Origin of the sequence: Streptomyces sp. NPDC047515 (assembly GCF_040643055.1) — a bacterium.
GTDB lineage: Bacteria > Actinomycetota > Actinomycetes > Streptomycetales > Streptomycetaceae > Streptomyces.
Genome location: NZ_JBEYTM010000038.1, coordinates 48,789 through 72,732, shown reverse-complemented (window position 1 = coordinate 72,732; position 23,944 = coordinate 48,789). Strand labels below are relative to the sequence as shown.

The following is a 23,944-nucleotide window of genomic DNA, read 5'->3' as shown; positions in this document are numbered from 1 at the left end:
CCGTCACCCAAACGATACGCTCCAGAGGCGACAAGGGGGCGATCCGTCATGGACCCGAAGACCTCAGCGCACCTCGACACCTTCGCCAGGGAGCATCTGCCACCCCCGGACCAGTGGCCGGAACTGCTCTTCGACCTTCCCGAACTGCGCTACCCGGACCGACTGAACTGCGCGGCGGAACTGCTGGACCGTACGGTCGACCGCCTCGGCCCCGACCGCCCCGCCTTCCGCACCCCCGACGGCGGAGTCTGGAGCTACGGAGAACTGCGGGACCGGGTGGACCGGATCGCCCATGTCCTCACCGACGACCTGGGCGTCGTCCCGGGCAATCGCGTCCTCCTGCGCGGCCCCACCACACCCCGTCTGGCCGCCTGCTGGCTCGCGGTGCTGAAGGTGGGAGCGATCGCCGTCACGGTGCTGGACCGGCAGCGGTCCGCGGAGCTCGCCACCATCTGCTCGATCGCCCGGGTGAGCCACGCGCTGTGCGACGTCCGGTCGGTCGACGACCTGGTGAAGGCGGAGGTGCCGGGGCTGCGGATCACGGCGTACGGCGGTGACGCGCCGGAGGATCTGCTGCGTCTGGCCGAGGCCAGGCCGGGGCCGTACCGCGCCGTGGACACGGCGGCGGACGATGTCGCGCTGATCGCGTTCACCTCGGGCACCACCGGGCGCCCCAAGGGTTGCATGCACTTCCACCGGGATGTGCTCGCCATCGCCGACACGTTCTCGCGCCATGTGCTGCGCCCCACGCCCGACGACGTGTTCGCGGGCAGTCCACCGCTCGGCTTCACCTTCGGGCTCGGCGGTCTGGTGGTCTTCCCGCTGCGTGCCGGTGCCAGCGCCCTGCTGCTCGAACAGTCCGGCCCTGCGCAGCTGCTGCCCGCGCTCGCCGCCCACCATGTCTCGGTGCTGTTCACCGCGCCGACCGCCTACCGCGTGATGCTCGACGACATCGACGCGCACGATCTGACGGCGCTGCGGCGCTGTGTCTCGGCCGGCGAGAACCTCCCGGTCGCCACCTGGCGGTCCTGGTACGAGCGGACGGGGCTGCGCATCATCAACGGCATCGGCGCCACCGAACTGCTGCACATCTTCATCTCCGCCGCCGACGACGCGATCCGCCCCGGCAGCACCGGGGTCCCCGTGCCCGGCTGGCAGGCCCGGGTGCTGGACCGCGAGGGCCGGCAGGTGCCGGACGGGGAGCCCGGACTCCTCGCCGTACGCGGCCCGGTCGGCTGCCGCTATCTCGCCGACGAGCGCCAGCGTGACTACGTGGCGCACGGCTGGAATCTCACCGGTGACACCTATGTGCGGGACGCGGACGGCTACTTCCGCTATGTCGCCCGCGCCGACGACATGATCATCTCCTCCGGCTACAACATCGCGGGCCCCGAGGTCGAGGACGCCCTGCTGCACCACCCCTCGGTGGCCGAGGCCGCGGTGGTGGGCCGGGCGGACGAACTGCGCGGGCAGATCGTGGCGGCGTACGTGGTGCTGCGCGAGGGCGCGGCGCTGTCGGCCGACGAGCTGCGCACGTACATGAAGACCCGGCTGGCCCCCCACAAGTGTCCGCGCCTCATCGAGTTCCTGCCCTCGCTCCCCCGGACAGCCACCGGCAAACTGCAGCGCTTCCGGCTGCGGGACGGCTGAACCGGAAATGCGGGTGCCGTGCTCCCCGCGCACCCGGCAGGATGAAGCATGACCTGGACCTTCACCGAGGACGTCGATGTCTTTCTCGACGCGGCCGGCGCCTCGCTGGCCGCGTCGCCCGTCGAGAACACCTGGTGCTGACCGTCACCGCGACCCTGCGACGCAACGGCCCGCACGCCTACGGTGACCGCGCACCGCTGCTGGGCTGGTGGCGCGGTGCGGACGGCGAGGTCGCCGGCACCCTGGTACGGACCCCGCCGTATCCGCCGCTGCTGGGAACCGTCGCCCCGGAGGCCGTCGCGCCCCGCTGGCCGCCGCGCTCCACCTGACCGGGATCAACGCGGACCGGGCCACCGCCGAGGCGCTGGCCGCCACCTGGCCCGGCCACCGGGTCGACCAGGAGCAGCGGCTCTACCGCCTGGAGACGCTGGTCCCGCCCTCCCCGGCGCCTCTGGGGAGAGGCCCAGGGCCGCCACCCCCGCCGACCGGGCCTTGCTGGTGCGCTGGCACCGGGCGTTCGCCGATGAGGTCGGCCAGCCCGCCACGCATGCCGAACGGCTGGTGGACGAGCGGACGGCGTCCGGCGGGCTGACGCTCTGGGAGACGGACGGCGTCCCGGTGTCCACGGCGGGCGTCTCCCCACGCATCGCGGGCACGGTGCGGATCGCGACGGTCTACACACCGGCCGGGCACCGCGGCCGGGGCTACGCGGCCGCGGTGACGGCGGAGGTCGCCGGGGCGGCTCGGGGGGCGGGCGCGCGGGAGGTGCTGCTCTTCACCGACCTCGCGAACCCGACCAGCAACGGCGTGTACCGGCGCATCGGCTTCCGCGCGGTCTCGGACCGGCTGCTGATCAGTGCGGCGCAGGAGCCCGTCACCCCAGAGTGAGCCGGGGCTTCGGTGCGTCCGTGCGGCCCGTCGGTGGGATGCGGCTGCCCGCGCGGTAGGGGGGCGGCCAGGGCGCGCCCGGTCCGCTGTAGCCCTGTTCGGCCGCCGCGTGCAACGTCCAGTGCGGGTCGTAGAGATGGGGGCGGGCCAGGGCGCAGAGGTCGGCCCGGCCCGCGAGCAGCAGTGAATTGACGTCGTCCCAGGAGGAGATCGCCCCGACGGCGACGACGGGCACGCACAACGTGTTGCGGATGCGGTCCGCGTACGGGGTCTGGTAGGAGCGGCCGTACTCGGGGCGCTCGTCGGGGACGACCTGACCGGTGGAGACGTCGATGGCATCGGCCCCGTGGGCGACGAAGGCGCGGGCGATCTCGACGGCGTCCTCGGCCGTGGTGCCGCCCTCGGCCCAGTCCGTGGCGGAGATGCGGACGGTCATGGGGCGGTCGTCGGGCCAGTCGGCGCGGACCGCGTCGAAGACCTCCAGGGGGAAGCGGAGCCGGTTGCCCAACGACCCGCCGTACGCGTCGGTGCGGTGGTTGGTGAGGGGCGAGAGGAAGCCGGACAGCAGATAGCCGTGGGCGCAGTGGAGTTCCAGCAGGTCGAAGCCGCAGTGATCGGCACGGCGGGCCGCCGCCGCGAACTGTTCGCGTACGGCGTCGAGTCCGGCCCGGTCCAGGGCGTGCGGGACCTGGTTGACGCCGTCGGCGTACGGGATCGGCGAGGCGGCGATGAGCGGCCAGTTGCCGTGGTCGAGGGGCTGGTCGATGCCCTCCCACATGAGTTTGGTGGAGCCCTTGCGTCCGGAGTGGCCGAGCTGGACGCCGATGGCCGTACCGGGGGCGCTCGCATGGACGAAATCGGTGATCCGGGTCCAGGCGGCGGCCTGTTCCGGGGTATAGAGCCCGGTGCAGCCGGGGGTGATGCGGCCCTCGGCGCTGACGCAGACCATTTCCGTCATGACGAGCCCGGCACCGCCGAGTGCGCGTGCCCCCAGGTGGACGAGGTGGAAGTCGCCGGGGACGCCGTCGACGGCCGAGTACATGTCCATGGCCGAGACGACGACGCGGTTGCGGAGTTCGAGGCCGCGCAGCCGCAGCGGGGTGAACATCGGCGGGGTGCCGGGGGCACAGCCGAACTCCTCCTCGACTGCGGCGGTGAAGGAGGCGTCGCGCAGCCGCAGATTCTCGTGGGTGACACGGCGGCTGCGGGTGAGGAGGTTGAAGGCGAACTGGCGGGGCGGCTGGTCGACGTAGGTGTCGAGCTCCTCGAACCAGCGCAGGCTGGCCGCGGCGGCCCGCTGGGTCGATTCGACGACCGGCCGCCGCTCGGTCTCGTACGCGGACAGCGCGCTCGGCAGGTCGGGCTGCTCCTCGATGCAGGCGGCGAGCGCGAGGGCGTCCTCGACGGCGAGTTTGGTGCCGGAGCCGATGGAGAAGTGCGCGGTGTGGGCGGCGTCGCCGATGAGGACCGTGTTGCCGTGCGACCAGCGGGCGTTGACGACGGTACGAAAGGTGAGCCAGGAGGAGTTGTTGGAGCGCAGCGGACGGCCGCCGAGCGCCTCGGTGAAGATCTTGGCGCAGCGCAGCGTCGAGTGCTCCACGTCGCAGGTGTCGAGTCCGGCGGCGCGCCAGACCTCCTCCCGCATCTCGACGATGACGGTGGAGGCGTCGGCCGAGAAGGGGTAGGCGTGGAGCTGCATCACTCCGTACGCGGTCTCGGCGATCTCGAAGCGGAAGGCGTCGAGGGCGAAGTCGGCGGCGAGCCAGATGTAACGGCAGTGGTGGGTGGTGAGACGGGGGCCGAAGGTCTCGGCGTGAGCGGCGCGGGTGAGGCTGTGCACTCCGTCGGCGGCGATCACCAGGTCGTACGCGGCGGCCAGTTCCGCGGCCGGCGGGGCCTCGGTGCGGAAGCGGAGCCGCACGCCGAGGGATTCGCAGCGTTCGTGCAGGATCTCCAGGAGCCGGCGCCTGCCCAGGGCCGCGAAGCCGTGGCCGCCGGAGGTCTGGGTCACGCCGCGGTGGACGATGTCGATGTCGTCCCACCGTACGAATTCGTCCTGGAGCGCCCGGTACACAACGGGGTCGGCGTGCTCGATGCCGCCCAGGGTCTCGTCGGAGAGGACGACGCCGAAGCCGAAGGTGTCGTCGGGGGCGTTGCGCTCCCAGACGGTGATGTCGCGTTCCGGATCGAGCCGCTTGAGCAGGGCGGCGGCGTAGAGCCCACCGGGTCCGCCGCCGATGACCGCGATCCGTTTCACGCCGGTCGGCTTCGTGGTGGAGGGATGCGTGCCCGGCGCCGTCGCGGCGGTCGGTCCCGAGCCGGTGGCGCTGCTTTCGGGCCGCATCGCGCTACCGGCCTTGCCACTTCGGTGGCCGCTTCTCGGTGAAGGCGGCATGGAATTCGGCGTAGTCGTCGCCGTGCATCAGCAGGGCCTGGGTCGCGGCGTCCATTTCGACCGCGGCGGCGAGCGGCATGTCGAGTTCGGCGGTGAGCAGCGCCTTGGTCTGGGCGAGGGCGAGGGCCGGTCCGTCGGCCAGGCGGCGGGCGAGCGCCGCCGCGCGTACATCGGCCTGACCTTCTTCGGTCAGTTCGCTGATCAGACCGATCCGTTCCGCTTCGGGGGCGCGGACCGGTTCACCGAGCATCAGCAGCCGGGTGGCATGGCCGAGGCCGACGACGCGTGGCAGCAGGTAGGCGGCACCCATGTCGCCGCCGGAGAGGCCGACCTTGGTGAAGAGGAAGGCGAAGCGGGCGGACGGATCGGCGATCCGGAAGTCGGCGGCCAACGCGAGAACCGCACCCGCACCCGCGGCCACGCCGTGTACGGCGGCGATGACGGGGAAGGGGGTTTCACGAAGGGCCCGAACCACCTGCCCGGTCATGCGGTTGAAATCGAGGAGCTGGGCGGTGTCCATGGCGAGTGTCGCGCCGATGATGTCGTCGACATCTCCGCCGGAGCAGAAACCGCGGCCCTGCCCCGCGAGCACCAGCGCGCGCACGGAGCGTTCGCGGGACAGTTCGGCAAGCAGGTCGCGCAGGTCGGCGTAGGCGCCGAAGGTGAGCGCGTTGAGTTTCTCCGGCCGGGCGAGGGTGACGGTGGCAACTCCGTCGTCCGTCGTCAGCCGCAGGTGACGCCAGTCATCCGTATGGGGGGCGGAGCTGGGAAACGGGCTCATGGAGGGGACTCCCCTTCAGCCGTCGGGCTGCTACCTGCAGCCGAACTTATCACTCATACGTGACTTCCGTCACGAGGACGCAATAGGTGGAGCGTGAGAGCGTATGCCGAACGTCCCCTTCGCACCGGTCGACAGACCCTTGTCTCTGTTGTTGCACTTCGTAAGGTTGAATCCTGGAAGTACCGCCTTCCAGAAAGCCCGCGATCTCCGGAACGGAAACCATGCTGTGCCCACCGATGTCCCCCTTCCCGCCTCCTGGCGGATCGCGCTACCGCATTCGACGGCGGCCGTACCGGTGGCCCGCGCCCTGATCCGTACCGCGCTGGCGGACATCGAAGCCCCCGCCGATTCGGACACCGCCGAGCTCCTCACCGCCGAACTGGTCGCCAACGCCGTGGAGCACACCCGCAGCGACGAGCCCATCGAACTGGTGGTGGAGCTGCTGCCGACCGGCTGCCAGGTGGAGGTGCACGACCGCGACCCGGCCCCGCCGGGCGATCTCTCCCACCCGGAGCCGGGCAGCGTGCCGGACCCCTGGCAGGAACACGGCCGGGGTCTGCTGCTGATCCGTACGCTCAGCTCGTCCTGCGGTCACCGCACGACGGAGCAGGGCAAGGCGGTGTGGTTCACCCTGCCGTCCCGCGCGCCTCAGGGCTGACCGGCCCCGTCCGTCCCCGCGGCGGCCAGCCGGGAGCGGCTGCGGCCGTAGCAGGTGTACACCGCGGCGCCGACGATCAGGAAGACGGCGAACTGCACCCAGGTCGTCCAGCCCGTCCCGTACATCAGGTAGAGACAGAAGCCGACGCCCAGGAGCGGGCTCAGCGGATACAGCGGCACCCGGAACGAGCCCCTGACCTCCGGGTTGCGGCGGCGCAGCACGATCACCGCGACGTTCACCGCGACCATGGTGGCGAGCGCGCCGATGGTCGTCAGGTTCACCACCACGTCGAGCGACGCGAAGGCCGCCGGGACCGCGAAGACGACCGCCACGATCCAGGTGTTGGCGACAGGGGTCGCCGTCCGCGGCGAGACCCGCTCGAAGACCCGCGGGATCAGACCGTCGCGGGACATCGACATCAGGATGCGTGTCTGGCCGTACATCACCGCGAGCACGACGGACGCGATCGCGACGACCGCCCCGAAGGCGATGACCCCGCCGCCGATGGTCGAACCGGTCACCTGGTCGACGACGATGGAGAGCGCGGCCGGTTTGTCGGCGACGGCCTCCGGGCCGAGGGCACCGATGGCCGCGAGCGCGACGGCGCAGTAGAGCAGGGTGACCAGGCCGATGCAGACCATGATCGCGATCGGAACGTTCCGTCGCGGGTTCTTGACCTCCTCGCCCGCGGTGGTGATGGCGTCGAAGCCGATGTACGAGAAGAACGCCAGCGAGGCACCCGCGGTCACCCCGCCCGCGCCTTGGGCGACGAACGGCGTGAGATTCCCGTGCTCGAAGGCGGTGAAGGCGATGCCGCAGAACAGCATCAGAATGGTGATCTTGAGAACCGCCATCGCGGCGGTGGCCCCCGCGCTCTCCCGGACGCCGCGCACCAGCAGGGTCGCGGCCATCATGACCACCACGACGGCGGGCAGATTGATCACTCCGCCGTCACCGGGGCCGGACGAGAGGGCGACGGGCAGCTGGAATCCGAAGAGGCTGTTCAGCAACTCGTTGACGTACTGGCTCCAGCCGACGGCGACCGCGGAGACCGAGACGCCGTACTCCAGAAGCAGACACCAGCCGACGAGGAACGCGACGCGCTCACCGAGCGTCGCGTAGGCGAAGGAGTAGGAACTGCCGGACACCGGGATCGCGCTGCCCAGCTCGGCAAAGGAGAACGCGGTGAAGATGCAGGTGACCGCGGCGAGCACGAAGGACAGCACGACGGCGGGGCCCGCCTCGGCGACGCTGTCGGAGAGGCCGACGAAGATGCCGGTGCCGACGACGGCGCCGATACCGAAGCACACCAGCTGGAAGAGACCCATGGTGCGCTTGAGGCCGTGCCCCTCCAGGTCGGCTCCGGACTCGGCGATCAGCTGGTGGGGGTTCTTGATGCGTGGGCCGGACGGGCGCGGGGGGCTCGATGGGCGTAGCGGACTCACGGGGACGGTCTCTTCTCTGGTGGAGCATGTGGGGGGCGCGCCCAGGGCCTGTGGGGGGCTCCGGGCGCTGGTGACACACACGAAAATGGGGTTCGAGCGTGCGAGCTCGAACCCCACCGAGAGGCAACATATTAGTCACCTCAGCGCATGTTCACCCAATCAGGCGCATGATCATGCAGTGATCAGCCCGTGGTCGCCGGAGCGGCCAGGGTTGCCACCAGAACGGCCTTGATCGTGTGCATCCGGTTCTCCGCCTCGTCGAAGACGACCGAGTGCGCCGACTCGAAGACCTCGTCGGTGACTTCCAGTTCCGTCAGCCCGTACGCGGCCTCGATCTCCCGCCCGACCTTGGTGCCGAGGTCATGGAAGGCCGGGAGGCAGTGCAGGAACTTCACGTCGTCGTTGCCGGTGGCGCGCAGGACGTCCATGGTCACGGCGTACGGCGCGAGGGCCTCGATGCGCTCACCCCAGACCTCCTTGGGTTCTCCCATGGAGACCCAGACGTCGGTGGCGACGAAGTCCGCGCCCCGCACGCCCTCGGCGATGTCCTCGGTGAGCGAGACGGTCGCTCCGCTCGTCCCGGCCAGCCGGCGGGCCTCGATGACGATCTCCTCGGCCGGCCAGTACGACTTCGGCGCGACGATCCGCACGTCCATACCCAGCAGTGCGCCCGTGACCAGGTAGGAGTTGCCCATGTTGAAGCGGGCGTCGCCGAGGTAGGCGAAGGCGATCCGCTCCAGCGGCTTCTCGCTGTGCTCGGTCATGGTGAGGACATCGGCGAGCATCTGGGTCGGGTGCCAGTCGTCGGTGAGCCCGTTGAAGACCGGGACGGCGCCGTAGGCCGCCAGTTCCTCGACGGCCGCCTGACTGTCGCCGCGGTACTCGATACCGTCGAACATCCGGCCGAGGACGCGGGCGGTGTCCTTCACCGACTCCTTGTGGCCCATCTGCGAGCCGGAGGGGTCGAGGTAGGTCGTGGAGGCACCCTGGTCGGCGGCGGCCACCTCGAAGGCGCAGCGGGTACGGGTCGAGGTCTTCTCGAAGATCAGCGCGATGTTCCGGCCGCGCAGCCGCTGCACTTCGGTCCCCGACTTCTTGGCGGCCTTGAGTTCGGCCGCGAGGTCGATCAGGCCGCGGAACTCCTCGGCCGTGAAGTCCAGCTCCTTGAGGAAGTGGCGGCCTGCGAGGTCTATGGCCATGGGACTGCTCCTGGGTAGGGCGAGGATCGCGCGTAGGTAACTCTGGAAGTCTATACGACACTCTGCATCGCTATACGAAGCGTTTCCCATGCGTCGGCTCGCGCGCCCCGGTCACCTGAAAGCGTTTCCCTTGAGCGGGCTTTCGCGCCCCGGTCACCGGACCGGGTCGCGCACCACGGGGCAGCTCATGCAGCGGGGGCCGCCCCGGCCACGGCCGAGCTCGCTGCCGCGGATCTCGATGACCTCGATGCCCTCCTTGCGCAGATAGGTGTTGGTGGTGGCGTTGCGCTCGTAGGCGACGACGACACCGGGCTCGACCGCCAGCACGTTGCAGCCGTCGTCCCACTGCTCGCGCTGGGCGGAGTGCACGTCCTGGGTGGCGGTGAGAACACGGATCGAGTCCAGTCCCAGGGCATGCGCGATCGCGTGGTGCATGTGCTCGGGCGGATGGTCGGTGACCTTCAGGTCCCTCGGCCCGTCACCGGGTTCGATGGTGTACGAGCGGAGCATGCCCAGACCCGCGTACTGGGTGAAGGTGTCGCCGTCGATCATCGTCATGACCGTGTCGAGATGCATGAACGCCCGGCGCTTGGGCATGTCGAGCGCCACGATCGTGTGCGCCGAACCGGCGTCGAACAGTCCGCGGGCCAGCATCTCCACCGCCTGCGGGGTGGTGCGCTCGCTCATCCCGATGAGTACCGCGCCCCGGCCGATGACCAGGACGTCGCCGCCCTCGATGGTGGAGGGGTAGTCGTCCTGCCCCTCCGACCAGTGGTGGAAGGCACCCGCGTCGGGACCGGTGAAGAGGGGGTGGTGGCGGTAGATCGCCTCGAAGTGGACGGTCTCGCGCTGGCGGGCCGGCCAGCGCATCGCGTTGATGGACACCCCGTCGTATATCCAGGCCGAGGTGTCCCGGGTGAAGAGATGGTTCGGCAGCGGACCCAGCAGGAAGTCGTCCAGGTCCATGACATGGAAGCGGACGGAGGTCGGCTCACTGTGCCGTTCCAGGAACTCCCGCTTGGTCATCCCGCCGACCAGCGCCTCGGCCAGTTCCACGCTGGGCAACTCCTCGAAGGCGGCCCGCAGATGCTCCGTGGCGAGCGGGCCGTACTCCTTCTCCTCGAAGACCCGGTCCAGGACGAGCCGTCTGGCCACGGGGATCTCCAGCGACTCGCGGAGCAGATCACCGAAGAGATGCACCTCCACGCCCCGGTCGCGCAGCACGTCCGCGAAGCCGTCGTGCTCCTGGCGGGCGCGGCGCACCCAGAGCACGTCGTCGAACAGGAGCGCGTCCTTGTTGCCGGGGGTGAGCCGCTTCAGTTCCAGATCGGGGCGGTGCAGGATGACGCGGCGCAGCCGCCCGGCCTCGGAGTCGACATGGAATCCCATGACTCCATCCTCACCGTGCGGAGCGCCGTTCACCCGGCGAATCGCCAGCGGGTTTTCCGTTGATCGCACCGCGACCCCCGCCGACGACCCGGCCTACAACCGCGGGTCGACCGGCTCCGACTCCAGGGCGAGCACCGCGAACACCGCCTCGTGGACCCGCCACAGGGGCTCCCCGTCGGCCAGCCGGTCCAGGGCTTCGAGCCCCAGCGCGTACTCCCGGAGCGCCAACGACCGCTTGTGGCCGAGGAACCGGCCCCGCAGCCGCTCCAGTTTCTCCGGGCGGGTGTACTCGGGGCCGTAGATGATCCGGAGGTACTCCCGGCCACGCACCTTGATGCCCGGCTGGACCAGCCTGCCGCTGTCGTCCCGTACGAGCGCGGCGAGCGGCTTGACCACCATGCCTTCGCCGCCGCGTCCGGTCATCTCCAGCCACCAGTCGATGCCGGAACGCACCGATGCCTCGTCACCGGTGTCGACGACGAGCCGACGGGTGACCTGGAGCAGCCCGGTCGGATCGTGCTCGACCAGCCGGTCGAGCCAGGCCAGCTGCTCGTCGTGCGGGACGGCGGCCAGCGAGCGGCCTCGCACGGCGAGGATCTGGAACGGCGCGAGACGCACCCCGTCCAGGCCCTGGGTGCTCCAGCAGTAGCGGCGGTAGGCCTCGGTGAACGCTTCCGCGTCCTCGGCCCGGCCTCGCTGGCGCTGCGCGAGATCGCCGACGTCCACGCCGCGGGCCGCCGCTGCCGCGAGGGCCGCGCCGGCTGCCGGGAAGACGGCTCCGGATGCCGCCCCGACCGCGGCGTACTGCAAGCGCAGCAGCCCGGCCGCCTTGAGGGACCACGGCATCAGCTCGGCGTCGAGCAGCACCCAGTCGGTGTCCCACTCCTCCCAGAGTCCGGCGGCGGTGACGGCGGTGCGCAGCCTGCCGAGGATCACCTCGGTGAGTGCGACGTCGTCGAGGAAGGGCCGACCGGTGCGGGTGTACAGCGCCCCGGTCGGGCTGCCCGCGCCCCCGGAGGCGTCGGAGACGTCCCCCACCCCGAACCGCTCACGGGCGGCGTCCGCGTCCCGGCAGACCAGCGCCACCGCGCGCGAGCCCATGTGCTTCTCCTCGCACACGACCTGGCTCACGCCGTCCGCCCGGTACTGGGCGAAGGCCTCGGCCGGGTGCTCCAGATAGCCGTCCTCGTGCGAGGTGGCGGTGGGTGCCATGGTCGGCGGGAGGTAGCCCAGCAGCCGCGGGTCGACGGCGAACCGGCTCATGACTTCGAGCGCCGCCGCGGCGTTCTCCTCACGGACCGAGACACGGCCCATGTGCCGGGTCTCCACGATCCGGCGGCCGTGCACGTCCGCGATGTCCAGCGGCCGGCCCTCCCGGCCACCGGGCGCCTCCTGGTGCAGCGGCTTGACCGGCTCGTACCAGACCCGCTCGGCGGGTACGTCGACGAGCTCGCGCTCCGGCCAGCGCAGCGCCGTCATCTTCCCGCCGAAGACCACACCGGTGTCCAGGCAGATGGTGTTGTTGAGCCACGAGGTGCTGGGCACCGGGGTGTGGCCGTAGACCACGGCGGCACGGCCGCGGTACTCCTCCGCCCACGGGTAGCGCACGGGCAGGCCGAACTCGTCGGTCTCGCCGGTGGTGTCCCCGTACAGCGCGTGCGAACGGACCCGCCCGGAGGTGCGCCCGTGGTACTTCTCGGGCAGTCCGGCGTGGCAGACGACGAGTCCGCCCCCGTCGAGCACGTAGTGGCTGACGAGCCCGTCGATGAACTCCCGTACCCGCTCGCGGAAGGCGGGGTCCTTCTCGTCCTCCCGGTCCAACTGCTCGATCGTCTCGGCGAGTCCATGGGTGTGCTGGACCTTGCGGCCCTTGAGGTGGCGCCCGAGCTTGTTCTCGTGGTTGCCCGGTACGCACAGGGCGTTGCCCGATGACACCATGGACATGACGCGGCGCAGTACCCCGGGGCTGTCGGGGCCGCGGTCCACCAGGTCGCCGACGAAGACCGCCGTACGCCCTTCGGGGTGCGTGCCGTCGACGTAGCCGAGCTTGCCGAGCAGGGCCTCCAGCTCGGAGCTGCAGCCGTGGATGTCGCCGATGATGTCGAACGGGCCGGTGAGGTGGCGCAGGTCGTTGTAGCGGCGCTCCAGCACCACTTCGGCGTGCTCCACCTCCTCCTCGCTGCGCAGGATGTGCACCTTGCGGAAGCCCTCGCGCTCCAGGCCGCGCAGCGAGCGGCGCAGCTCGCGGCGATGGCGCTGGATGACATGGCGCGGCATGTCGGCGCGGTCGGGGCGGGTCGCGTTGCGCGCGACACAGACCTCTTCGGGCAGGTCGAGGACGATCGCGATCGGCAGCACGTCGTGGCTCCGGGCCAGTTGGACGAGCTGCCTGCGGCTCTCGGACTGGACGCTGGTGGCGTCCACGACGGTCAGCCGCCCGGCGGCGAGCCGCTTGCCGGCGATGTAGTGCAGGACGTCGAAGGCGTCACGGCTGGCGCCCTGGTCGTTCTCGTCGTCGGCGACGAGGCCGCGGCAGAAGTCCGAGGAGATGATCTCCGTGGGCTTGAAGTGCGCGCGGGCGAAGGTGGACTTGCCGGAGCCGCTGGCTCCGATGAGGACCACGAGGGAGAGGTCGGTCACCGGCAGCTTGCGCGAAGTACTGGTCATGCGGCTCTCGCCTCCTTCCCGGTCTCGTTCATGGACTCGTTCGCGGTCGGGTTCCCCGACTCGTCCCCGGCCCCGTTCCTGCTGCGGGTCGGGGACCCGTCGGCTGCGGTCATCGTGAACACGGCCATCTGTGTGGGCGGCCCCACCTCGGGGTCGTCGGGCCCCACAGGGACGAATTCGACCCCGTACCCATGCCGCTGCGCCACCTTGCGGGCCCAGGAACGGAACTCGGCCCTGGTCCACTCGAACCGATGGTCGCCGTGGCGCACATGCCCGGCCGGAAGGCTCTCCCAGCACACGTTGTACTCGACGTTCGGCGTCGTCACCAGCACGGTCCCCGGCCGGGCCGAACCGAACACGGCGTACTCCAGCGCGGGCAGCCTCGGCAGGTCGAGATGTTCGATGACCTCACTGAGCACGGCCGCGTCATACCCCTTGAGCCGCTTGTCGGTGTAGGTGAGCGAGCCCTGCTGAAGCGTGACCCGTCCGGCCTGCCGCTCCCCCATCCGGTCCAGCTTCAGCCGCCGCGAGGCGATGGTGAGGGCGCGCATGGAGACATCGACGCCCACGATCTGTGTGAAGCCCACGTCCTTGAGCAGTGCCTGCACCAACTGGCCCTGGCCGCAGCCCAGGTCGAGGACCCGGTTCGCTCCGGCGGCGCGCAGCGCGTCGAGGATCGCGGTGCGCCGCTGCTCGGCGAGCGGCAGTGGCTTCTCCTCGGTGTCGGTCGTCTCGTCCACCGCGTTGTCGATGCTCTCGACGTCGAGGTCGTCCGACTCGGCGAGCCGCACCAGTTCGAGCCGCTGCATCGCCTGCCGGGTCAGCCCCCAGCGCCGCGACAGATAGCGGCTGGTGATCAGCTTCTGCTCGGGGTGGGCGGCCAGCCAGCCCTCACCGGCCCGCAGCAGCTTGTCCACCTCGTCCGGAGCGACCCAGTAGTGCTTGGCGTCGTCGAGCACCGGCAGCAGGACATACAGCTGCCGCAACGCGTCCGCCAGTCGCAACTCGCCTTCCAGAACCAGCCGTACGTACCGCGAGTCCCCCCACTCCGGAAACCGCTCGTCCAGCGGTACGGCCACGGCGTCCACACTCGCCCAGCCGAGCGGCGCGAAGAGCTTGCGCACCAGTTCCGCTCCGCCGCGCGCCGGCAGTGCGGGCACCTCGATCCGCAGCGGAAGCGGCGCCTGTGCGCGTTCGGGCCGTGCGCGGCACACACCGTTCAACGCCGACTTGAAGACCGCGCTCATCGCCACGGAAAGCAGCGAGGAGGCCGCGTACGGGCGATCGTTGACGTACTGCGCGAGTGCCGCGTCGGGGGCGCCGCCCCGGCCCTTGCCCTTGCCGCGCCGCACCAGCGCCACGGGATCCACCTCCAGCAGGAGCGCCGCTGTGCAGCGCTCGGCGGATGCCTCGGGATAGAAGACATGCGCGGTGCCGTGGGAGGTGGAGAACGTCTGCGCCTTATCGGGGTGCTTGTGCAGCAGAAAGCCGAGGTCGGTCGCGGGACGCTCCGGATTGCCGGTGGTACTGATCGTCAGGAACACACGTCCGAGTATGGTCCGGTTCACTCGCCCCCCACCAGGTATTTTCGCGTGTCTACGGCGTGGTTGCCCCTCCCTTCCCGTCGCCCGCCGCCGGTCCGCCGAGCTGCCGGGCCAGCTCCGCGACGGTCTCCGGGCCGACCCGGCAGCAGCCGCCCACCAGCCGGGCGCCGGCGTGCTGCCAGGCCCGAACTCTCCCGGGATCGAACGTGGGGGCGCCGACCCACCTCCGGCCCCCGGCATCCCACCGTTCACCGCTGTTCGGATAGACGACGACCGGTTTCCCGGCAGCCTCCGCCGCCTGCCGCACCGACCGGTCCGCATCCGCCGGGTCACAGCAGTTCACCCCGACGGCCAGCACCCGGTCATGTCCCGAGGCGAGGGCGAAAGCCGTCTCCAGCGGCTGCCCCGCCCTGGTCATGTCCCCCGACACGCTGTACGAGAGCCAGACGGGCAGCCCGCACCCTTCGGCGGCCCGCAGCAACGCCTCGGCCTCGTCGATGTCCGGCACGGTCTCCAGCGCCAGCACATCGGGCCCGGCGGCGGCCAACGCCTCGACCCGGGGCCGGTGGAACCGCTCCAGCTCCCGAACGGAGAGCCCGTAGCGGCCCCGGTATTCGCTGCCGTCCGCCAGCACCGCCCCGTACGGACCCACCGAGGCGGCGACCCAGACCTCCCGCTCCGCCCCAGCTGCGGCCCGCCGCGCCAGCCGCACACTGCGCGCGAACAGTTCCGTGGCTCCGGCACGCCCGATCCCCCTCCGCTCGAATCCCTCGAAGCTCGCCTGGTAACTGGCCGTGATGAGCACCTGTGCGCCCGCCCGCACATGGGCTCCGTGCGCCGCCTCGATCTGCTCCGGTCCGTCGGCCAGCAGCCGGGCCGACCACAGGGCGTCGGACAGATCGCAGCCCTGCGCCTCCAACTGATTGGAGAGACCGCCGTCGAGCAGCACCACTCCCTCGCAGAGGGCACGGTCCAGCGCACGAGCAGGCGGGCCATCGACCGGCGGGACGGGCTGCACGGGTGACTCCCTCCTGAGCCGGGCCTTGCACCGGCGCGGGTGTGCGGCGAGCGGTGGCCGGTCCCCCGGCCACGTGCTCGGGTGAGCTGGGACCGGTCTCCCGGCCCGGAAGAACCGGAACCGTGCCCGATTCGGGGGAACCGGCACCGATCCCCGTTCCCGTGAGCCGGGGCGGTTCCCGGCTCAGGTGAGCTGGGACTGGACCTGCGAGGAGATCAGCTCCAGATGTTCCAGGTCGTCCAGGTCCAGGACCTGGAGGTAGATCCGGGACGACCCGATCGCGCCGTAACGGCCGATCCTGTCGACCACCTCGGCGGGCGAGCCCGCGAGCCCGTTCGCCTTCAGTTCCGCCACTTCACGGCCGATGACGGAGGCCCGGCGCGCCACCTCGGCGTCGTTCCTGCCCACGCAGACCACTAGGGCATTGGAGTACACCAGGTCGTCCGGTCCGCGACCGGCCGCCTTGGCCGCCTCCCTGACCCGGCCGAACTGCTTCTCGCTGTCCTCCAGCGACGCGAACGGGATGTTGAACTCGTCCGCGTACTGGGCCGCCAGCCGCGGTGTACGCGTCGCACCGTGGCCGCCGATCAGGACCGGCACCTTGGCCTGCGCCGGCTTGGGCAGCGCGGGTGAATCGGTCAGCTGGTAGTACGTGCCGTCGAAGCTGAACGACTTGCCGATCTCGGTCGCCCACAACCCGGTGATGATTTCCAGCTGCTCCTCCAGCCTGCCGAACTTCTCTTTGGGGAAGGGAATGCCGTAGGCCTTGTGCTCCTCCTCGAACCAGCCCGCGCCGAGGCCGAGCTCGACACGACCGCCGGACATCTGGTCGACCTGCGCGACCTGGATGGCGAGCACGCCGGGGAGCCGGAAGGTCCCCGCGGTCATCAGCGTGCCGAGCCGGATCCGCTTGGTCTCGCGCGCCAGCCCGGCCAGAGTGATCCAGGCGTCGGTCGGACCCGGCAGCCCGTCCCCGGGGCCCATACGGAGGTAGTGGTCGGACCGGTAGAAGGCATCGAAGCCGAGGTCCTCGGCCGCCTTGGCGACGGTGAGCAGGGTGTCGTAGTCGGCCCCTTGCTGGGGCTCGGTGAAGATTCGAAGATCCATGCATCCATCCTGCACCGCGAACCGTTCTCCTTCCCCGCCCCGGCCTCCGTCGCTTCCGGAGTTCCCCGCCGTCACGACTGGCCCGCCGCCGAACCCGCCGGTCCGCGGACCGCGCCGTGCGGGGCGTACGGGCCGTCGCGCCCCCGGCCGCGCTCCAGATCCTGCTGCCGTTCCCGGTCCTGCTCATCGAGCCGACGGAGCATTCCGTGCACCCGGTCCATGGACTCGTCGGCCGCGTCGATCGCCTCCATGCACTGCCAGTAGAGCCCCTGCTCGTCGGTCTCGCAGGCCACCCCGACCAGGGCCATCCCCACCTCCCCGAGCAACGCGCCCAGCCCCGTCAGCGTCGCCCGAGGTTCGACGAGCTCGGAGAGCTGCGCGGCCCGCGCCACCCCGGCCCGCGCCGCCGGGTGGTCCAGTGCTCCACCGCACCTCCCGCCGATCTCGCTGAGTCCGCGCGCCTCGCCCCGTAACTCCTGGGGCCCGTCGGCCGCCAGGCGACTGCCGATCGCCTGAGCGAGCGCCTGGGCCTGCCATGCCTCGGCGATGATGTCCGGCGTGCCCCGGCTCTGCGCCAGCGCGCGCCGACTGACCCCTACAAGCCGCTCCGCTTCCATGCGTTACCCCCGTCCGTACGAAAAGCCGCTCAACTCATCCATTACCCACAGTGAGGGCGTCGGTACCGAAAAGCCAGGGGAATTCGGAAATCTGTGGACACGAAGGCGACGCGAATAAGTTGATCACTCCGAAGAGTGACGATCCCCGGTTCCAGGAGGGTCTGAGAGCTCCGAAACCGGGAATCTGGTCTCATTCCGGTCGATCTTCTCCGACAGCGCCGCCAGCGCATCGATCCCCAACACCTCGCAGAACTGCAGCAGATACGCGAGGACATCCGCGACCTCGTCCGCCACCCGGTGCGCCGTCTCAGGCCTCTCCATCACCCTCGCCGACTGCTCGGGCGTCAACCACTGGAAGATTTCGACCAGTTCGGACGCCTCGACGCTCAGTGCCGCCGCGAGGTTCTTCGGGGTGTGGTACTGCTCCCAGTCCCGTGCGGCCGCGAACGCGGCGAGCCGCTGCTGCAGGGCCCGTACATCAAGTTCTGTCACGGTTCCAGGTCTACCACCGTCACCCCGGGCGTCTCCCGGACCCGTACCGCGCCCGGTTCCGAGACCGTCCCCACCAGCCTGAGGTGCCCGGCCGCCCCGATCGGTACCGCCAGGGCCAGCAGTTCGCGCAACTGCCGTCCGTCCAGGTCACGATCGAGTCCGTCGGCCAGCACGGTGAGGGTCTGCATGGCCGCCGGCACCTCGCCCGCCGCGTCCACCGCCAACACCCCGGGGCCGTTGAGCAGCACCAGGGCCAGTGCGAGATATCTCAACTCGCCGTCGCCGAGCCGGCCGACCGGCGTGACGCCTCCATCGCCGCGCCCCACCGTCGCGCGCAGCGATCCGTCGGTGAGCCGCTCGACGCCCAGTGCGGTGACCGGCCCCGCGCATCCGGCGTGAGCGGCAGCGACCAGCCGGGCATGGCGTTGGCCGCACCGCGTGTACGTACGCTCCAGCACCGCCGCGAGGTTGTCGCAGCTCCGATGCAGCCGTCCGTCGCCCGGCGGGACCGGGGCCCGCATCCGCAGCGGCTGCGGTTCACAGGCGAAGACCGACCTCAGGGCCACGACCATCTGTTCAGCGGCGGCCAGGACCTGTAATTGCCCCTCGGTCCGGCCCGCCACCCGCAGCGGGAGCAGAGCCGTTCCGAGGCGGTCGTCGGGCAGCGGAGCGCGTGTCACCGGGACCACCCCCGCGGTGTGCCAGGCCGCCTGGACCGTCGAGCGCCCCGGGTCGCGCAAGGCGGTCGACAGCAGGGTCTCGCCGCCGCCGGTGAGCCGTTCGCCGACGATTCGGAGCGTGGGCTCCGCCTGCACGGCGACGTCGAGCCGCACCGGGCCCGCCGGGCCGTCCGTCGTGCAGCCGATGCGGAATCCGCGACGGCCCTGCGCATCGGCCGCGGCCCCTTCCGGCACACACCCCGCGGGATCGGAGAACACCTCGTCGAGCGGGTCCCCGGCGCCCAGCCGGGCCAGCGCCTCGTACGCCCGCAGCACACTCGACTTGCCGCTGCCGCCGGGCCCGGCAAAGAGTGTCACCGGGCCGATGGGGAAGGTGGCACCCCGGTGCGAGGCGTAGGCGGACAACCGTAGTTCCGTGACGACGGGGCCGGCGGAACGGACCGGTCCGCCGGCCCGCGACACGGCCCGCGGCCCGACCGGCGAACCGGAAGTCGGGGACGCGGGGCCGGGCACGGACGAGCCGTCGGCGATCACGCTGGAGGCAGGGCCGGGCATGGACACGTGGTCGGCGATCACGGCGGGAGCCGGGCCGGGCTCGGGGGTGCTCCCCGCAATCACGGGAGCGGGACCGGGCGCGGTCGTACCGTTGGGCGGCGACGGGGTGGTCCCCGGGCAGAGTGCACTCATGGGCGGACCGTAAGCAGGCCGTGGACAGGAGAACCGTTCCGCCTGAACGACCTTCCTACGATCGGGCTACGCCGAAGCGGCAACTCCGCCCGGACCGCATTCCCATGTTCGGGGGATGTCCACGGCCGTGCCCCACCCGGTCCTCATCCGTCCTGACCGACCGGTCGCCCTCGCCACCCGCCCGCAGGCCCCTCCTACGGACCGGGTACGCCCGCCGCCGTGACCCCCTCGACCTCCATGCCGACCGGTGACAGCAGGAAGACGTTCCGGTCGACCCGGTGCATCCCGCTGCCGAGTCCGAAGACGACCCCGCTGGTGAAGTCCAGGATGCGCTTGGCCACATCCGTCTCCGCGCTGGTCAGATCGAGCAGCACCGGGACCTGTGCGACCAGGTACTCCGCCACCTCCCGTGCGTCCGCGAAGACCTGGACCCGCAGCACGACGAGGCGCCGCTGTTCGGCTTCCGCCCGCTCGTCGGGGACCGTACGGTGATCGACCCTCGACGGCCACTCGTTGCGGCTGCGCAGAGGTACGACCTGGGCAAGCCCCTCCCACTGCTCGTCCGTGACGTCGTACCTGTCGTACCTGCTCACCGGACCACCCCGTCTGTGCTTCGGTCGGCGTTGCGCCGGCTGCGCTCGCTGTTCATCGGGCAATTCTCTCGTCCCTCACCCGTTCGGCTTACCACCGACACGGTTCACGGGCTGATCGACACCGCTGACGGCCCGTCCGACGTACCGTCCACGGCTTCGCGCCGGTCCGTTTCCGCCGTCATGTCGACGGGGGTGAAACGTACCGGAAGCCGGACCAGTGCGCGGTGGAACGGTCCCGGCCGCCACTTCAGTCCACTGACCGGAACGTCCAGCTCCACGTCACACAGCTGACTGGTGAGCTGTTCGATCGCGGTCATGGCGATGAGCAGTGCCGGCTGCTTGGCCGGGCATCGGTGCGGCCCGGCCGACCAGGCCAGATGGGCGCTGGTCCCGGAGCCGACCCCGGAGTCCGAAAGGCCGGGCGGTGACTGGCTGTTGGCCGCCGCGTAGGAGACCAGGAGCAGTTGGCCGGCCCGCAGGCGGACGCCATGGAAATCCGTGTCGCGGCGCGGGTAGTGGGCCGCCAGATTGGCCAGCGGCGGGTCCTGCCAGAGGACCTCGTCGATCGCCTCGTGCGCCGTCATCGCGCCGCCGTGCAGCGAGCCGGTGTCACGCGTGTCGGTGAGCATGTGCAGCAGCGCGTTGCCGATCAGATTGGTCGTCGGATCGTGGCCCGCGCTCATGATCAGAGTGATCTGACGCACAGTCTCGTCATTGTCCAGATCGGCCGGGTGCGCGAGGAGGTAGGAGGTCAGGTCGCGACGCGGACGGGCACGCCGGTCGGCGACGAGGTCGGTGACGACGTCGACGAGATCGGCGTACGCCGTGGCGGCGTCCTCGGCGGAGTTGAACATGCCGCCGATGCCGTTGACGATCCGTTCGCCGTCGCCGGGCGGTACGCCGAACCAGGTGACGAAGACGTGCAACGGAAGCCGCCTGGCGTACTGGGCGATCAGGTCGCCGCTTCCGGTGGCGGCGAATGCGCGGATGAGCCGCCGGGCGACCCGGGCGACCTCCGCCCGCAGGATGTGCGGCTCGATCAGGGCGAGGCTGTCGTTGATGGCCTCGCGGTAGCGGGCGTGCACGTCGCCGTCGCTGAAGAGCGCGGTGGGCCGGTAGCCGAGCATGGGCAGGACCGGCGAGTCGTCGGGGACGGCGGCCTGCCAGGCGCGCGGGTCCTTGGTGAAGGTGTGGGTGTCACGCAGCAGGTCGACGGCGGCCTGGTAGTCGGTGACCAGGAGGGCGTCGATGCCGGGGGCGAGCCGGACGGGGGCGAGAGGGCCGTGCGCGCGCAGGCGCCGGTAATGGCTCTGCGGGTCGGCGGCGAAGTCCGGGCCGTACAGCGCGAGGGGCTGCGGCGGCTGTACGGGCGATGTCATGACGGTTCCTCTGGCCTGGGCAATCGGGTCAGCACGTGCTCGGCCAGTGCGATCAGCGCGTCGATGCTGCCGGGGCGTTCGCGGGCGTCGCACTGCACGAGCGGGGTCTCGGGGGCGAGGTCGAGATGCTTGCGCAGGACCTCGTCGGTGTGGGCGGGTGCGTCGGGGAAGCGGTTGACGGCGACGGTGTACGGCAGTCCCTGCTCCTCGACCATGTCCATGACCGCGAAGGAGTCGGCGAGCCTGCGGGTGTCGACCAGGACGAGGGCGCCGAGCGCGCCACGCGCGATGTCCTCCCAGAGCGGGAGGAACCGCTGCTGGCCGGGGGTGCCGAACATGTAGAGCACCAGGTCGTCGAGGACCGTGAGCCGGCCGAAGTCGACGGCGACGGTGGTCGTGGTCTTGTCCGGCAGCCCCGCGGTGTCGTCGAACCGGGTGCTGGACTGGGTCATCGCCTCCTCGGTGTGGAGCGTGGCGATCTCCGACAACGTGCGGATCAGGGTGGTCTTGCCCACGCCGAAGGGACCCGTGACGACGAGCTTCATCAGGGTCCGGGCGGCCGGTGGCAGATAGCCGATACCAGTGCGGTCAGTGGAGGGAGCGGAGTCCAACGAGCAGCCTCTCGACGAGCGACCGGTCGATCTCCCCGGCGCTGGGGATGGGCGGTCGGGTGTGCAGATGTCCGGCGGCCGCGAGGTCCGTGGCCAGGAAGACGGTGGCGCTGACCGGCAGGTCCAGATGGGCCGCGCACTCGACGACGGTGAGCGCGCCCGGTTCGAGCAGCTCGCACAGCCTGCGCTGCTCCGAGCCGGTGTCCGCAGGCAGGTTTGTGCCGGTGCGTACGAGTACGGCGAGCCGGTCGAGGGCGGGACCGGCGGGCCGGGTCCGGCCGCCGGTGACCAGATAGGCGGGGATCAGACGGCGTCCGGGGCCGGGGGTCATGGCCGGGCGGTGGTGTCCGGTTGGCGGGCGGGTGCGTTCATGGCCCGGGTCAGGGCGGTGACCTGCACCTGCATCTGGTAGGCGATGTCGCCGAGCTTCGCTCCGGGTTCCGCGAACAGGGCGAGCGTGGTGTTGTTCCCGGCCGGTACGACGATGGCGAAGCCCTGGTCGGACTCGACGACCGTCTGGGCCAGGCGCGGTGCCTCGACGCCGGTGAAGGCCGTGGTGAACGCGCGGGCCGCGGCGTGCAACGTGGCGGTCATGGCGGCGACCCGTTCGCCGGATGCCCGGTCCAGGCCGGGCGACGCGCCCTCGACGAGGCCGTCGCCGGTGGCGACCACCGCGTGCTGGACTCCGGGCAGCTCCAGCAGGGGGGTCAGCACCCAGGCGAGATCACCGGTGGTGGGGGTGGGGGCGCTCACGTCTCGTCGTCTCCTTGGTCGTCGCGGCCGTCGTGGCCGTCGTGGCCGTCGTGGCCGTCCGGATGGTGGTCGTCCGCGGCCGGTACGGTTGGCTGGCCGGCGACGCTCCTGCCGTTGAGGGTGCCCTGTTGGAGTGCCGCCCAGGAAGCCTCGGCCTGTTCAGGTGTACGGGACACCCTTTCCCGGTCCCCAGTGTCCGCGGCGGGCGCGGGCCCGGCCGGGGTCGGCCGGGGCGACCGTCGGCGTCGGCTGGGCAGTCCGACGGGGTGCGGTGCGGGAGCGGGGTCCGGCGCGGCGGGGACGGGGGCGGGCCGGGAGGCCTGGGCCTGCACCGGCTTCGGGGCGAGGGCGGAGAGGCCGTGGTCCTCCTGCAGCACGGTCAGCAGATGGGCGGGGACGCGCAGGATCGTACGCATTCCGCCGAACGGCGACGCCTCGATGTGGCAGTGGAAGCCGTACTGCACGACAAGTCGGCCGACGACGGCGAAACCGGTCTGCGGTGGGTCGCCCAGCTCGGTCAGGAGTACCTCGGACGGACCGGCCAGCAGGGCGCGGGCCCGGTCGAGCGCGTCGTCGTCCATGCCGATGCCCGCGTCGTCGACGACCAGGAACGCACCACGGCCACCGCTCTGCTGGACGGTCACCTGTACATCGGTGTCGGGGTGCGAGTACGCGGTGGCGTTGGCCAGCAGTTCGGCGAGCGCGATCGCGAGGGGTTCCGCGGCACGGGCGACGAGCGCGAGCCGTTCGTCGCGCAGGTGATTGGCGACCTTGATCCGCTCGTAGCCCGCGACCCGGGACTGGGCGCCGAGCACGACCTCCACCAGCGGCGAGTTCTGGCGGGCGAGGCCCGGCCAGGCGTCGCAGAGCACGGCGGTGGACTGGGTGCGTCGCAGCGCCAGTTCGTTACGGAAGTCCAGCTGCAGGATCCGTGGGTCGTCGTACTCGTGCTGAAGCTCGTGCAACAGCTGCTGGGACTGGTTGAGCAGGGACTGGATCTTGGCGGAGGTGCCGCGCATCGCCGCGCGGGCGGCCGCGTCGACACGGCCGCGCTCCTCGACCACCGCCGTGCGGGCCGCCTGCACGGCCTCGGTGAGCAGCCGGGCGGAATCGCCGTCGACCCCGGCCGCCTCCCGCAGTCCCGGAACCGGGGCGAAGGGGTGGGAGAGGGCGAGCGCGGCGGCCGGTATTCGCTTGTGGGCCAGCTGCCGGATCTCCTCGACGAGGGCGGCGGTACGTGCCTCGGCGGACTTCGACTGGCGTTCGGCCAGCTCGGCGCGGGCCACGGCCAGGTGCTCCGAACGCGCCGCGTTCTGCGCGCGGAACGCTGCCGCCACGGCCGCGGCGACAGCGATCACCGCCACGATCCATCCCATGCCGTCACCGCGTTT

General features: G+C 71.2%; 20 protein-coding genes and 1 pseudogene. 3 read left to right on the top strand and 18 right to left on the bottom strand.

Going from position 1 to position 23,944, the window contains the following annotated elements:
* The first annotated feature begins 48 nt into the window (after positions 1-48).
* Together ABZ826_RS27005 and ABZ826_RS27000 are read left to right on the top strand one after the other, a co-directional pair.
* Positions 49-1,650 carry an AMP-binding protein gene (locus ABZ826_RS27005; protein ID WP_361453434.1) on the top strand — a complete coding sequence of 534 codons (1,602 nt, stop codon included), beginning with the start codon at positions 49-51 and terminating at the stop codon, positions 1,648-1,650.
* 48 nt (positions 1,651-1,698) lie between these two features.
* A pseudogene (locus ABZ826_RS27000) lies at positions 1,699-2,538 on the top strand (GNAT family N-acetyltransferase).
* On the opposite strand, the gene ABZ826_RS26995 reads toward ABZ826_RS27000, so the two are convergent.
* Both ABZ826_RS26995 and ABZ826_RS26990 read right to left on the bottom strand, forming a co-directional pair.
* Positions 2,525-4,882 carry a bifunctional salicylyl-CoA 5-hydroxylase/oxidoreductase gene (locus ABZ826_RS26995; RefSeq protein ID WP_361453431.1) on the bottom strand — a complete coding sequence of 786 codons (2,358 nt, stop codon included), beginning with the start codon at positions 4,880-4,882 and terminating at the stop codon, positions 2,525-2,527. The pseudogene ABZ826_RS27000 and the gene ABZ826_RS26995 sit on opposite strands and share 14 nt — an antisense overlap.
* Before the next feature lie 4 nt (positions 4,883-4,886).
* Positions 4,887-5,714 carry an enoyl-CoA hydratase family protein gene (locus ABZ826_RS26990; protein WP_361453428.1) on the bottom strand — a complete coding sequence of 276 codons (828 nt, stop codon included), beginning with the start codon at positions 5,712-5,714 and terminating at the stop codon, positions 4,887-4,889.
* A gap of 226 nt (positions 5,715-5,940) precedes the next feature.
* On the opposite strand from ABZ826_RS26990, the gene ABZ826_RS26985 reads away from it, so the two are divergent.
* Positions 5,941-6,372 carry an ATP-binding protein gene (locus tag ABZ826_RS26985; RefSeq protein ID WP_361453425.1) on the top strand — a complete coding sequence of 144 codons (432 nt, stop codon included), beginning with the start codon at positions 5,941-5,943 and terminating at the stop codon, positions 6,370-6,372.
* Here the strand turns inward: ABZ826_RS26985 and ABZ826_RS26980 are convergent.
* The 16 genes from ABZ826_RS26980 to ABZ826_RS26905 all read right to left on the bottom strand — a co-directional run bounded on the left by ABZ826_RS26980 (position 6,363) and on the right by ABZ826_RS26905 (position 23,929).
* The gene (locus ABZ826_RS26980) at positions 6,363-7,817 is read right to left on the bottom strand and encodes an amino acid permease (protein ID WP_361453423.1); all 1,455 of its coding nucleotides are present in this window, start codon (positions 7,815-7,817) and stop codon (positions 6,363-6,365) included. The two genes, ABZ826_RS26985 and ABZ826_RS26980, sit on opposite strands and share 10 nt — an antisense overlap.
* Before the next feature lie 182 nt (positions 7,818-7,999).
* Positions 8,000-9,016: an ornithine carbamoyltransferase gene (gene argF, locus ABZ826_RS26975; protein ID WP_361453420.1), complete on the bottom strand. Its 1,017-nt coding sequence runs from the start codon at positions 9,014-9,016 to the stop codon at positions 8,000-8,002.
* A gap of 153 nt (positions 9,017-9,169) precedes the next feature.
* Positions 9,170-10,405 carry an arginine deiminase gene (locus tag ABZ826_RS26970; protein WP_361453417.1) on the bottom strand — a complete coding sequence of 412 codons (1,236 nt, stop codon included), beginning with the start codon at positions 10,403-10,405 and terminating at the stop codon, positions 9,170-9,172.
* Between the two features lie 93 nt (positions 10,406-10,498).
* Positions 10,499-13,072 (bottom strand): polynucleotide kinase-phosphatase, encoded by a 2,574-nt coding sequence (locus ABZ826_RS26965; RefSeq protein WP_361453414.1) that lies wholly within the window; start codon positions 13,070-13,072, stop codon positions 10,499-10,501.
* A complete protein-coding gene (locus ABZ826_RS26960; protein ID WP_361453411.1) occupies positions 13,069-14,616 on the bottom strand; it encodes a 3' terminal RNA ribose 2'-O-methyltransferase Hen1 in 1,548 nt (515 codons plus the stop codon). The genes ABZ826_RS26965 and ABZ826_RS26960 overlap by 4 nt, the downstream gene beginning before the upstream one ends.
* 52 nt (positions 14,617-14,668) lie before the next feature.
* A complete protein-coding gene (gene mmuM / locus ABZ826_RS26955) occupies positions 14,669-15,592 on the bottom strand; it encodes a homocysteine S-methyltransferase (RefSeq protein WP_361453473.1) in 924 nt (307 codons plus the stop codon).
* A 225-nt stretch (positions 15,593-15,817) separates the two neighbouring features.
* On the bottom strand, positions 15,818-16,741 hold the full coding sequence (locus ABZ826_RS26950; RefSeq protein WP_361453408.1) for an LLM class F420-dependent oxidoreductase: 924 nt from the start codon (positions 16,739-16,741) through the stop codon (positions 15,818-15,820).
* 71 nt (positions 16,742-16,812) lie between these two features.
* Complete coding sequence (locus ABZ826_RS26945; protein ID WP_361453405.1) at positions 16,813-17,358, bottom strand: DUF6099 family protein; 546 nt, start codon at positions 17,356-17,358, stop codon at positions 16,813-16,815.
* A gap of 123 nt (positions 17,359-17,481) precedes the next feature.
* On the bottom strand, positions 17,482-17,850 hold the full coding sequence (locus ABZ826_RS26940) for a nucleotide pyrophosphohydrolase (RefSeq protein WP_361453402.1): 369 nt from the start codon (positions 17,848-17,850) through the stop codon (positions 17,482-17,484).
* Positions 17,847-19,085, bottom strand: coding sequence for an ATP-binding protein (locus ABZ826_RS26935; protein ID WP_361453470.1), 1,239 nt, complete (start codon positions 19,083-19,085; stop codon positions 17,847-17,849). Before ABZ826_RS26935 ends, ABZ826_RS26940 begins: the two co-directional genes overlap by 4 nt.
* Before the next feature lie 326 nt (positions 19,086-19,411).
* Entirely contained in the window at positions 19,412-19,810 is a 399-nt protein-coding gene (sepF, locus tag ABZ826_RS26930) for a cell division protein SepF (protein ID WP_361453399.1), read from the bottom strand.
* A gap of 104 nt (positions 19,811-19,914) precedes the next feature.
* A complete protein-coding gene (locus ABZ826_RS26925) occupies positions 19,915-21,189 on the bottom strand; it encodes a cytochrome P450 (protein ID WP_361453396.1) in 1,275 nt (424 codons plus the stop codon).
* Positions 21,186-21,800, bottom strand: a complete 615-nt coding sequence (locus tag ABZ826_RS26920; protein ID WP_361453393.1) for an ATP/GTP-binding protein — start codon at positions 21,798-21,800, stop codon at positions 21,186-21,188. Before ABZ826_RS26920 ends, ABZ826_RS26925 begins: the two co-directional genes overlap by 4 nt.
* A complete protein-coding gene (locus ABZ826_RS26915) occupies positions 21,778-22,131 on the bottom strand; it encodes a DUF742 domain-containing protein (RefSeq protein WP_361453390.1) in 354 nt (117 codons plus the stop codon). Before ABZ826_RS26915 ends, ABZ826_RS26920 begins: the two co-directional genes overlap by 23 nt.
* Positions 22,128-22,553 (bottom strand): roadblock/LC7 domain-containing protein, encoded by a 426-nt coding sequence (locus ABZ826_RS26910; protein ID WP_361453387.1) that lies wholly within the window; start codon positions 22,551-22,553, stop codon positions 22,128-22,130. The genes ABZ826_RS26915 and ABZ826_RS26910 overlap by 4 nt, the downstream gene beginning before the upstream one ends.
* Positions 22,550-23,929: an ATP-binding protein gene (locus ABZ826_RS26905; RefSeq protein ID WP_361453384.1), complete on the bottom strand. Its 1,380-nt coding sequence runs from the start codon at positions 23,927-23,929 to the stop codon at positions 22,550-22,552. The genes ABZ826_RS26910 and ABZ826_RS26905 overlap by 4 nt, the downstream gene beginning before the upstream one ends.
* Between the last annotated feature and the right edge of the window lie 15 nt (positions 23,930-23,944).

Excerpts from the sequence above, each read along its gene's own strand:
- ABZ826_RS26950 (WP_361453408.1), bottom strand. The coding sequence starts at position 16,741 with ATGGATCTTCGAATCTTCACCGAGCCCCAGCAAGGGGCCGACTACGAC.
- ABZ826_RS26990 (WP_361453428.1), bottom strand. The coding sequence starts at position 5,714 with ATGAGCCCGTTTCCCAGCTCCGCCCCCCATACGGATGACTGGCGTCAC.
- ABZ826_RS26925 (WP_361453396.1), bottom strand. The coding sequence starts at position 21,189 with ATGACATCGCCCGTACAGCCGCCGCAGCCCCTCGCGCTGTACGGCCCG.
- argF (WP_361453420.1), bottom strand. The coding sequence starts at position 9,016 with ATGGCCATAGACCTCGCAGGCCGCCACTTCCTCAAGGAGCTGGACTTC.
- ABZ826_RS27005 (WP_361453434.1), top strand. The coding sequence starts at position 49 with ATGGACCCGAAGACCTCAGCGCACCTCGACACCTTCGCCAGGGAGCAT.
- ABZ826_RS26970 (WP_361453417.1), bottom strand. The coding sequence starts at position 10,405 with ATGGGATTCCATGTCGACTCCGAGGCCGGGCGGCTGCGCCGCGTCATC.
- ABZ826_RS26905 (WP_361453384.1), bottom strand. The coding sequence starts at position 23,929 with ATGGGATGGATCGTGGCGGTGATCGCTGTCGCCGCGGCCGTGGCGGCA.
- ABZ826_RS26915 (WP_361453390.1), bottom strand. The coding sequence starts at position 22,131 with ATGACCCCCGGCCCCGGACGCCGTCTGATCCCCGCCTATCTGGTCACC.
- ABZ826_RS26965 (WP_361453414.1), bottom strand. The coding sequence starts at position 13,072 with ATGACCAGTACTTCGCGCAAGCTGCCGGTGACCGACCTCTCCCTCGTG.
- ABZ826_RS26945 (WP_361453405.1), bottom strand. The coding sequence starts at position 17,358 with ATGGAAGCGGAGCGGCTTGTAGGGGTCAGTCGGCGCGCGCTGGCGCAG.
- ABZ826_RS26935 (WP_361453470.1), bottom strand. The coding sequence starts at position 19,085 with ATGCCCGGCCCTGCCTCCAGCGTGATCGCCGACGGCTCGTCCGTGCCC.
- ABZ826_RS26995 (WP_361453431.1), bottom strand. The coding sequence starts at position 4,882 with ATGCGGCCCGAAAGCAGCGCCACCGGCTCGGGACCGACCGCCGCGACG.